This window comes from Arthrobacter sp. UYEF21 (assembly GCF_040546085.1).
Classification (GTDB): Bacteria; Actinomycetota; Actinomycetes; order Actinomycetales; family Micrococcaceae; genus Arthrobacter.
On record NZ_JBEPNF010000031.1, the window covers coordinates 1 to 9,937 of the forward strand.

General features: G+C 63.4%; 9 protein-coding genes and 1 pseudogene. 7 read left to right on the plus strand and 3 right to left on the minus strand.

Annotated features, from left to right (window positions below; genetic code table 11):
- Positions 1-687: 687 nt before the first annotated feature.
- Together ABIB27_RS18800 and ABIB27_RS18805 are read right to left on the minus strand one after the other, a co-directional pair.
- The gene (locus ABIB27_RS18800; RefSeq protein ID WP_354254643.1) at positions 688-1,662 is read right to left on the minus strand and encodes an MBL fold metallo-hydrolase; all 975 of its coding nucleotides are present in this window, start codon (positions 1,660-1,662) and stop codon (positions 688-690) included.
- Between the two features lie 757 nt (positions 1,663-2,419).
- Positions 2,420-3,199 (minus strand): type 1 glutamine amidotransferase domain-containing protein, encoded by a 780-nt coding sequence (locus tag ABIB27_RS18805; protein ID WP_354217870.1) that lies wholly within the window; start codon positions 3,197-3,199, stop codon positions 2,420-2,422.
- Positions 3,200-3,607: 408 nt separating this feature from the next.
- Between ABIB27_RS18805 and ABIB27_RS18810 the strand changes: the two genes are divergently transcribed.
- From ABIB27_RS18810 to ABIB27_RS18820, 3 genes and pseudogenes are all read left to right on the plus strand, one after another.
- Positions 3,608-3,805 (plus strand): hypothetical protein, encoded by a 198-nt coding sequence (locus ABIB27_RS18810; RefSeq protein ID WP_354254645.1) that lies wholly within the window; start codon positions 3,608-3,610, stop codon positions 3,803-3,805.
- Between the two features lie 209 nt (positions 3,806-4,014).
- Positions 4,015-4,226: pseudogene (locus ABIB27_RS18815) on the plus strand (IS630 family transposase); the annotation flags it as partial.
- 95 nt (positions 4,227-4,321) lie between these two features.
- A complete protein-coding gene (locus ABIB27_RS18820) occupies positions 4,322-5,809 on the plus strand; it encodes a polysaccharide deacetylase family protein (protein ID WP_354254647.1) in 1,488 nt (495 codons plus the stop codon).
- Between the two features lie 312 nt (positions 5,810-6,121).
- On the opposite strand, the gene ABIB27_RS18825 is transcribed toward ABIB27_RS18820, so the two are convergent.
- Positions 6,122-6,379 carry a hypothetical protein gene (locus ABIB27_RS18825; protein ID WP_354254649.1) on the minus strand — a complete coding sequence of 86 codons (258 nt, stop codon included), beginning with the start codon at positions 6,377-6,379 and terminating at the stop codon, positions 6,122-6,124.
- A gap of 313 nt (positions 6,380-6,692) precedes the next feature.
- Between ABIB27_RS18825 and ABIB27_RS18830 the strand changes: the two genes are divergently transcribed.
- The 4 genes from ABIB27_RS18830 (at position 6,693) to ABIB27_RS18845 (ending at position 9,846) form a co-directional block, all read left to right on the plus strand.
- Positions 6,693-7,406 (plus strand): DUF4397 domain-containing protein, encoded by a 714-nt coding sequence (locus ABIB27_RS18830; protein ID WP_354217867.1) that lies wholly within the window; start codon positions 6,693-6,695, stop codon positions 7,404-7,406.
- 182 nt (positions 7,407-7,588) lie between these two features.
- Entirely contained in the window at positions 7,589-8,158 is a 570-nt protein-coding gene (locus tag ABIB27_RS18835) for an RNA polymerase sigma factor (RefSeq protein ID WP_354217898.1), read from the plus strand.
- Entirely contained in the window at positions 8,145-8,717 is a 573-nt protein-coding gene (locus ABIB27_RS18840; RefSeq protein ID WP_354217866.1) for a hypothetical protein, read from the plus strand. Before ABIB27_RS18835 ends, ABIB27_RS18840 begins: the two co-directional genes overlap by 14 nt.
- A gap of 430 nt (positions 8,718-9,147) precedes the next feature.
- On the plus strand, positions 9,148-9,846 hold the full coding sequence (locus tag ABIB27_RS18845; RefSeq protein ID WP_354217865.1) for a GOLPH3/VPS74 family protein: 699 nt from the start codon (positions 9,148-9,150) through the stop codon (positions 9,844-9,846).
- Positions 9,847-9,937: the final 91 nt, after the last annotated feature.

Sequence of the window (9,937 nt, forward strand, 5' to 3'; positions counted from 1 at the left end):
GGAGACAGACATTGGTGATGATCCTGATTCTCGCCCTACGAATTAGACGAAGTTGCTATGAGGTACTGGCCTCACCCAACCCTGACACGTAGGGCATGCGGAAGAACGGCCCCGGTGCAAAGGACTTCTGACACGCCGACGTCAACAGTCCCCTGCACTAACGGCAATTCTTCAGAAGCCGCCTGCACCAGCATGGTCCTCCCTCGGCAGTCGTCTGCGGTCCACTCGAGTCACGGCCTTCGCCCACTCGCCATCTCAGCAAAGGATCGGTTACTGAGACGGGCCTAAGGCCAAGCTGGCCCGGTGTGCACTGTGACGATATGTAGCTGTCAGCGGAAAATGGTGGCCAATTCGTAGCTTAAAGAGAACCCAAACGGAGCATAGCCTCAGCGTTGTCGCCGGATGGCTGCTGGTATGGCCAGTCGTAGCCGCTTCAATTCGGGTCGTTGCAAGTCGCCCATCGAACGCCGGCCCTCCTAATGTCGGGATCAGCTACTTGGACTCGTTCCAGTCATCGCTGGCTTGGTTAGTAGTGCTGGGCGCCACCACGGAACCTGCGTTCGTCGGTGGGTTAATTTCTTCTAGTTGGACTTTGGCGCCTCTCGGTCAGACTTATTGGATTGCTGGGTCCGGACGCGCCAGTGGGTTTCCAGAACCTTACCGGCGCGTCATCGCTTAGTCCTACCGCTACCGATGAGCTACGGAACTTCGGGCGAACGAGATCTCTTCAAGGTCGTCTGGTACCAGATATGTGCCGTCGAAGCCTTGGGCTCCGAGCCGCCAGGTTTCGCGGGGGCTGGTCCCTGGAACCAGATGGTGAAGGGCCAGGGCTTTGGCGCCGGCTTCGGTAGCAATCCGGTCGCAGTCCGCGACAGAGGTGTGTGCGTTGTTGTGGTGGTCGATTGCGGCCTGCACGGAGTCCGCCGGGACTCCGGGCCGGTCGCGGTAGATCCAGTCAACGTCAATGGCTTCATGCAGCAGCAGATCGGTTCCTGCGGCCAGGCGTACGAGGTTGCGGCAAGGGCCGGTGTCTCCGGAGATGGTTACGGACCCTTCGGCGGTGTCAAACCGGAAGGCGAATGCTGGTGCTATGGGTGCATGCCGGACCAGGGTTGCCGTTACCGTCACAACCTCGTCAGCGAAGATCTCGAAGGGTTTCATGTCAGGGGTGGGGTTGGTATTGGGGTGGTATCCAATTCCCTCCGGCACGCTGATATCTTCGACGTCGAAGAACTCGTAGGGTGAGGGTCGGAGGGTGTCAAAGATCCTGTCGTTCAGATCCGTGGCGTAGCCCTGCATGATGGAATCGAAAAGGGAGACTGTGCCCGGCGTTGGTCTTGCCGGAAAAATTGGTTCGGGTGCTTGGATCGCCCGTTCAGACACGGCCGGGAGCAGCCCTCTGTCTCCGGGCCCCAGCACCTTGATACGGTCACCCCTGGACAGCTCGTACAACCCGAAAATCGCCAGAGAGCCGAGATCGATCGTGTGATCCGAATGCAGGTGAGTCAGGAAAATACCCTTAATGGACGAAATGCCGATTCCTGCCAGCATCAGTTGCCGGCCCACGCCGTGCCCGCAATCGACCAGATTGGTCCGGTCCCTGACGAGCACAGCGGTGGATATCCCGGAACGACGTCCGGCGCCTTCACCTGTCCACCACATGGGGCCTCCCGCCGTTCCCCGCAGGCTCATCAACGTCCCGGCCCGGATCGCTTCCAGCGCCCGACAAATACGGCTCCGAATGCCAGAGTCCTGGCCCTGGCATTCGGGTGGGAAAACCTCTTCACCGCCACCCACGCACCACCGCAAACAGCGTAGACCCGACCATCCAGCCGGTCCGGCGCAACCAGGAACACAATGTGGAACGCCACCGACAGCGAGGCCGGTCGATGACTCCCGCCCACAACACAAACCCGGCAAATTTCAGGATTCAGCACGACCCCGAACCGGATCGGTGGATACAGGCTAAGAAAAGAGCCTGAGAGGCAACGGGAACGACACCGGGCATTAAGGGGTGTCGGAAAACGACCATCTACCCACACCCCTGCCGGCAACACGCTGTGACTGTTAGTCGGGAATGGCGGCTTGGGTGTCTCTTTTGGGGGGCCCTCTACGAGACACTTTCCGGCGTTAGTTGAGGGCGGATTAAATGGGGCTTGAGGACCAACGCTCGGGAAAGTCACCCTAATCCGGTGGGGCCAGATGTCAGGGGTTCTGGGCCGCAGCTGCTGTTACGCCGGACCCCAGTAAGCGTGGGCCGTCGTCCGATGTTTGATTTGTTGAGGTGGCCGTAGATCGTGGAGCGCGGAACCTGAATCAGGTCGGCGATGCGTTGAACAGTGCGGTTGCCGGCGCACCTACGACAACTGACGGCCACCCCGTCGCCGGGGCGGCCGCCAGTTTCAGTGCGCTGCGGGCGTTAGTGCTCGGTGCCGGCCGCAGCAGGATTTTTGGCGTTCTTCGCGGCGTCCTTTTCGGCGCGCAGAGCCTCCGTCTCGTGCTGTTCCTCGGCTTTTTCCTGGTGGATGACCTCTGCGAAGAGCTTCTCCATCTCCTTGGCCACGCCGGCGGCTGAAGCCGGGTTCTGGCCGGTCACAAGCCGGTCGTCAACCACGATCTTCTCCTCAAAGACATCAGCGGAGACGTGAGTGGCGCCCTGTTCCTCAAGGCGGTCTGCCAAAAAGAACGGAATGACCTTGTCTTTCCCAGCGGCAACCTCCTCTTCGTTGGTGAAGGCGGCCACCTTCCGGCCCTCGACGAGGCGAAGCCCGTTCTCTAACTCCACGTTCAGCAGGCCGGCCGGTCCGTGGCAGACCGCGCCCACCAAGCCGCCGGCGTTGTAGACGCTGGCCACCAGATTCTGCAAGCCTTCGCTGTCCGGGAAGTCCCACATGGTGCCATGGCCGCCCACGAGGAAGACTCCGTCGTACTGGTCCGGATCGACGACGTCGACGCGGGCAGTGTTGTAGAGACCGGCGCGCGTGGTCTCGTCCTCCGTAAACGCGACCTGGATGGGATCTTCTGAGTCCACCTCGTCGCGCGGGGGCTGGCCGCCCTGGATGGACGCGAAGTCGACGAAATGCCCGGAATCCTTGAAGACCTTCCACGGATGGGCAGCTTCGGCCACGTTGTAGCCGGTCTTTTCGCCCGTATCGCCGATCTCGGAAACGCTGGTCAGTACCATGAGGATTTTCTTCATGAAGTGCTCCTATCGTCTAACCCACCCTACGCCCAGCCACAATTCAGATCCTCCCTCCCCCTCTTAGACGTAGTCGTCTGCGCTTCGAATCGCCCGTACCAGGCCTCCTCGGCCGCAGTCAGATATTCATGTTTAGCCATACAGTCTCAACGAACCGAGGCACCCATCGTTACCGCGCGGGATCGGCTTAGCGGGACTTTCCCGAGCATTGGTCCTCAAGCCCCGTGCCTTCTGGGAGTCCTGTCGCAGATGATCATCCTGTGCTCACTGGGGAGCGCGAGTTGCTCACTGGGGAGCACATCAAATTGGGGGCGCAGCATGGCTGCTTTACGGTCTCTTTTGTCAGGTCTTATTCTTTCCGCTGTGGTTCTGAGCGGTCTTGCTGCGCAGGCCGGCGCGGCTGCACCAGTGACAGTGAAGCCGCCGGGTCGGGCACCGGCCAGCGCACCGCACCGGATATCGGGTGTGGAAGTCTCGGCCGCCCCGGCACTGGGCATGGGGCCGATGGTGTTGCCGCCGGCGTCGGCGCCTGACGGGATCAAGTCCGGGAACCGGTCCGCGGCATCGATGGTGACACGGCACCTGACCGACAGGACGGCGATCTAGTGGACCCCGACAAACGGCAGCGTGGTCCTGGCCGGGCAACTGCTGCACATCACAGGGGCCGGCCGGGACCTGGGTATCGGCTGGCGGTACAACTCCCTTAACGATGCCCGCCCGACGTTGTCACGCGGAAACCGGCCTGAACGACGGCCAGAAACCCCGTGAAGCGCCCAAGACAGGCCACGGACCAGGATTTCAGCCCGCAGCGCCCCTACCTGAACCCGCCGGAATCGACCGTGGTGCTCCGCGTGGACGAGAAATCCCACGTCCAGTCGCTGGCCGGTTCCCAGCCGGCGTTCCCGATGATGCCCGAGAAGCGAACCCACGACTACGTCCGGCAGGAACCACGACCCTCTTCGCGGCCCTGAACACCGCCGACGGGTCCGTGATCTCCTCCCTTCATCGGAAACACCGCGCCGTGGAGGGTCCGGGTGTGCGGTGTGGGTAAGATTTTGTTTGGCTGTTCCTTCCGCGCGGCCAATAGAGAAGTCATGCGAGTCCAGGGAAGAAGCCCGTCTAATGAGACACCTTTCTTACCCGCGGGTCGGCCCCAAGGCCTCCTCGTTCCGGCGCACGGCGCTGGGCCTGCTCACTGTTCTCGCGCTCCTTTGCTGCGGCGAAGGAATCACGACCGGGATCACCGGAGCGGCGAACGGCACGACCGCGTCCCACGCACCGGTAACTGTTTCGCCGGCAACTGGTCCGCCGCCACCGGCTCCACTGAGCATCCCGAACGCCTATTCCATGTCCCTGACCGTCGCCACCCCGCTGCCGGTGACGGCGTCCTGGACCTACATCGACGGAATGCCGGGACTGAACGCCCAACTGGATTCCTGGCTGCTCGGCGTCTTGGACGCCAAGATGGGGCACTACCGGCCGGCGATGACACTGAACACTGGCAAGCCAGCCGGATCCGGCCCCAGAATCACGCTGACGGCACAGCCCGTAAAGGCCTCCGGAACGGTGATCGTGCTCCGCGAATCCGAACAGGACAGCGCCGCGGACGGTTCTCGGACGAACACTTCCCGTACTATCTACGCCGATACGAGCACCGGAGAAGTACACAATGCGACCGACCTGCTGCGCCCCGACGGCATCCCTGGCATCCGGGCCATCGTCGTATCGTCGGCAGCAGACCAAGGAGCCGTGCCGCCGCCCGAGGGCGGGATCCTGCAGGATCTGCTCCTGGATCCGGAAGGGACCATGCAGGTCAGCACCCCAGCCAAAGGCATTCACGACCATCTTGCGCAGGCGGCCATGGTCACCATCGGCACGAGCGAGACCGGGAATGCCTTGAGCGACTTCGGGCGCAAGGTCTTGGATCAGGTCCGCTCCCAGGCCCCGGTGGCAGTTCCACCCGCCACGGCAGCCGGACTGAAGCACGTCAACTGCGACCTGGTCCCCTGTGCCGCCCTGACCTACGATGACGGCCCGGAACCGAAAACGACGCCGCAACTGCTAAGCATCCTCCGAGAGAAGAACGCGATGGCAACCTTCTTCATGCAGGGCGTCAACGCCTCCAAGAATCCGGGCATCGCCAAGCAGGTCTCCGACGCGGGCCACGCCCTCGGCAACCACACCTACAGCCATCCCAACCTGACCAGGCTCTCTGCCGCGACAATCAAGAGTGAAATCGACCGGACCGGCGCGGTCATCAAGGCCGCCGCCGGTATCGCGCCGACATTCATGCGCCCGCCCTACGGGGCGACCAACGCCGCCGTGCAGGGGACCGTCGGAATGCCGCTGATGCTCTGGTCAGTCGACTCGCAGGATTGGCTGAGCAAGAACCCGGCCATTTTCGTTCCCAAAGTGCTCAAGGAAATCACCCCCGGCGCGGTCGTGATCATGCACGACGTTCACCCCACGACCATCGCAGGCCAGGCAGAGCTCATGAGTAACCTTCAGAGCCAGGGATACCACCTAGTGACCATCCAGCAGCTCTTCGACGGGATTCCCCTCAACCCCGGCCAGACCTACCGGTCACGCCCCGGGCGCACCCAGCCCTGAGGCGATCCATCCAGCCCCGAGGGAACCTCTAATCTGCGGGCTGAGGTCCGATTGGCCCAGCTCAGGGTTCCCCTTCAGGGGAGACAGCCGCTGGCTAGCCTACGGGCTCTCTACTGAGGAGCAGAGTTTACGAGCTCGTACTGTTCGACGTTGAATCGCGGCGGTATTTGGCGTTGTCTTGTCAGAGCTATGTGGCGGTCCAGCTCAGCGCTTTTCCATGGCCGCGGGCGTCCGGTTGGGGTGCCCCGCAGAAACTTAAATCGTGGGCTACGCGCCCATTCCAGCCCTCCGTGGCGTCGCATTCGGTCCTCGTCAGACCAGTTCGTGGCTTCCGATGGCAGCGGCGGAGGTGGCGGTGTACCGGACTACCAGGCACCTGCTGCTCCAGCACCGCAGGTGCGTAACCGAAGGCATCAGCACAACGCGGCACATGGGCAGGCCACGCTTACCGTCATGTCCGCGTTCGCCCAGCTCGAGCTCGAGCAGCTGGCCGAGCGCACCAGGGCCGCTATGGCCGCGGCCGACATCGGGAAGTGCGTTGGGGCCAGCCGCGCCACCGTCTACTGCCACCTGAGCACGCGAGGGCCGCCGCCGCTTTGACGTTGGCCATCGCGGCGGCTGCGCCTGTGCTGGCCACCACCGTCGGCAGCGCCACACGCAGTGACCCAAACTCACTGTCGGGGACCTGACCCTGCGGCCCCTGTGACTTCTTGACCGCCGGGGCGACCATCGTGGTCCCCTGACGAAGACACAGACAATCCCTGGAGCGGCCAGGGCAAGCCAAAGAAATTTCCGTGCAGGTGCATCCGGGAGTGGCCTTCGGCCGGTAGTAAGGGTGTAAGCACAACCACAGCCCCTATGCGGGCCTCGATGAGGAGTTGGAATGCGCAAGACACTCTCTGCAGCCGCCGGAGCGATGACAATGCTGGCAGTACTGGCCTTGGCCGGCCCGGCCCAGGCTGGCACCTGGCATCACCGCGACGACGGCACGGCCAAACTGTCCGTCCTCCATGGAGTCCCGGGTCTTACCGTGGACGTCTGGGTTGACGGCAAGCTCACTCTGGATCACTTCAAGCCGGGCACGTTGGCCGGGCCGTTGAACGTCCCCGACGGAGACCACGAGATTGCCATCACCGGCGACAACGCTACCAGCGCCGACAACCCAGTGATCGGGCCGGTCACAGTGGACCTAGGAGCAGGCCAGGACTACACTGCGGTTGCGCATCTGGCCGCCGACGGCAGCCCCACGGCCACGCTGTTCACCAATGACACCTCCGCCAGCCCGGACGGACAGGGCAAGCTGACCGTCCGGCACGTCGCCGCCGCCCCGGCCGTCGATGTCCTGGCCGGCGGGACCACGATTATTGAGGGTCTCACCAACCCGGATGAGGAGGTCCTCACCCTCATGGCAGGAACCGTCTCCGCCACGGTAGCAGCCGCGGGAACCACAGCCCCGCTGATCGGCCCCGCGGACGTCAAGATTACCGAGGGTAAAAACACCATCGTCTATGCCTGGGGAAGCCTGGCCATGAAAAACCTCGGAGTCGCCGTACAGGTCGTGGACTCCTCATTGTGCGGGCACGACAACCACGAGTAGTAGCCCTCGGGAGCTCTCGCAGCCATCCCTTCGGTCACCCGGTGGGGCCGTGTCGACAGCGGCCCCACTGGCACGCGCACGGTGACATTCCGGGCCGCCCACGCCGTTCAACCATGGCGGATCGCCGGCGGGAGCGGCATAATGTGCTTCAACAAGGGCATCGACGCTCAAAGGAGCACCCGCTGGATGCTACCGCCACGCACGAATGGGACGCCAGCCTCGACCACGCGTTTGCCGGGGGCGACGAACGCGTCCTCGCGGAGGCGTACCGGAGGCTGAGCCCGCTGGTTTACACGCTGGCGCTCAGATCCCTGGGAGAGCCCGCAGCCGATGACGTAACCCAGGAGGTCTTCATCCGGGCGTGGAAATCACGGACCAGTTACCGCCCTGAGGCGGCGCGGTTGCCGGCGTGGCTGATCGGAATCACGCGCAATGCCATTTCCGACGCACTGTCCGCTCGCTCCCGCCAGCGCCATCTGGAACAAGCGGCCATTCACCTGGTTAGTGTCCCCGCTCCCGGCCCGGACGCGGGGGGTGTTGAGGCCCTAGCCGACCGTGTGGCCCTAGACGATGAATTGGAGCACTTAGGGGATCCACAGCAGGCAATAATGCGGCTGGCGTTCTACGAAGACCTGACCCACGAACAGATCTCATCGCGTCTGAACCTGCCGCTCGGTACCGTCAAAAGCCACATCCGGCGCAGCCTCACCCGTTTGCGGACTCGCCTGGAGGTGGAACATGGAACACCTTAACGCGGACCTTCTCAGTCTGCTCGCTCTGCGCGAGCCTCTGGGCACACCCGCCGGCGCAGACCACCTCGCCAGTTGCCCGGAGTGCTGCGAAACCCTCAGAGGCCTGCAACACACCGTGCACATTGCCGCCCTCGACCTCGCGGGTATCGAACTCGAGGTACCCAGCGGCCAGACCTGGGCCGCCGTCCACCAGGCCCTCGGGCTTTCACCCACCCTCGCGACGGATCCCCTGAGCCACCACGCCGCCGGTCCCCCTGTCGCACCGGGGAGGCCAGCCGTTAGGCCAAAAGCGGCGGAAGTGCCACTGAAACAGGGTCCCGGCCCGGCGCAGGCTCCGATGCGGCCAGACTCCGGGAACCGGCATGGCCGTCCCTGGCTCTGGACTGCCACCGCTGCCGCCGGCATCCTTCTCGGCACCGCCGAATGGACCGCCGCCGGAGTCTTCGAACACAACGGCACCCCTGCCCCCGCCTCTACCCAGTCCGGTCCCCTATCCATCATCCTCGCCCAAACGTCCCTGGCTCCGCTGCCCCCGCACTCCGGGAGCGGAGACGCATAGGCCAAGTGTCAAACCCGGGGCTTGACAGAGCCGCCGTACTGAACGATCTCTTGCCGGCCCGCCGGACACGGTCCCGGCCCCGTGTGATCAAACGCGCGATCTCGAAATACCGCGCCAAAGCCCGCGACATCGACCGCCGCACCTACCCCGCGACACTCCACACGAGAATCTTGACACCCGAACCCCACGGCTAAGCGAACAACATTGGGATTAGTCCATGACACCGCCGCGAAGCCTCGGCTTCCTGCCAGCAGACAGCGGCGGGGCCACTTGCAACCGTCACACCGGGGCCATCCAAACCTGTCACAGTCACCGTGGTTCAAACTCGCACCCCGGGCCAAGGAATGGGGACTCGTTGCCCTCCACAGGCATTTTCGATGAATCATCGAGACTGGTTGTGATGGACGCCGGACGGGGGGAGCATGATCTTATGGATGCTCAAACACCTAAGGCAGAGGAACTAAGCCTTCCAGAGGCCTTCCTCATCCTGGCAACGAATGACATAGACGGCGAACCCGAGCTGCCGCCGTACTTACTTAGGATCGCTGTGGCGGGGGCAATCCTGGCCGAACTGGACCTGCTTGGCGCAATCGAACTGCAGGGGAAAAATGTCCGGGCCACCGGTACAGAGCCGCAAACGCATCTCCAGCACGAGCTGGAGATCATCCGCCACAAATCCCGTCCGCACTCTCCCGAAAGGTGGGTCTCAATGCTGGAGGGTCGCGCCGAAGTGCAACGTGTCTACGAGAGCCTGGCCTCTCGCGGCATCGTGGATAAAGTCGGCGAAAAGCACCTCGGCGTGTTCAAGATCGTGCGGTACCCGGAGAAGGACCATGCTCCAGAGGCGGCGCTCCTGAAGAGGATTGAGTCGGCGCTAAGCGATGGCCGGGCCGAGCCGGCGTCCGGTCCCTCTGCCGCGGATTCGGAACCCGCACAAACTGCTCACGCGGAAACCGATCCCAGGACCCGTGCGCTGATCGCACTCCTTCACGCGGCAGGACTGCTTGAGAAGCTCTTCCCGGCAGCGCATCAAAACCGGATTCAGGACCTGACGGGTGATTATTGGCCGTCCCGTGCAGTCCAGGACGAACTCCGCGATCTCAGATTGGCGGCTGAACCGCCCGTCTAGGTGCGTGGGTCAGAAATGACAGGCCCTAATTCTTAAAACGCCGACAGAATAACCATGTCCTCGTAGGGGCGGCTGGGAGAATCGTGGGCAT

Excerpts from the sequence above, each read along its gene's own strand:
- ABIB27_RS18800 (WP_354254643.1), bottom strand. The coding sequence starts at position 1,662 with ATGTGGTGGACAGGTGAAGGCGCCGGACGTCGTTCCGGGATATCCACC.
- ABIB27_RS18805 (WP_354217870.1), bottom strand. The coding sequence starts at position 3,199 with ATGAAGAAAATCCTCATGGTACTGACCAGCGTTTCCGAGATCGGCGAT.
- ABIB27_RS18820 (WP_354254647.1), top strand. The coding sequence starts at position 4,322 with ATGAGACACCTTTCTTACCCGCGGGTCGGCCCCAAGGCCTCCTCGTTC.
- ABIB27_RS18830 (WP_354217867.1), top strand. The coding sequence starts at position 6,693 with ATGCGCAAGACACTCTCTGCAGCCGCCGGAGCGATGACAATGCTGGCA.
- ABIB27_RS18840 (WP_354217866.1), top strand. The coding sequence starts at position 8,145 with ATGGAACACCTTAACGCGGACCTTCTCAGTCTGCTCGCTCTGCGCGAG.
- ABIB27_RS18845 (WP_354217865.1), top strand. The coding sequence starts at position 9,148 with ATGGATGCTCAAACACCTAAGGCAGAGGAACTAAGCCTTCCAGAGGCC.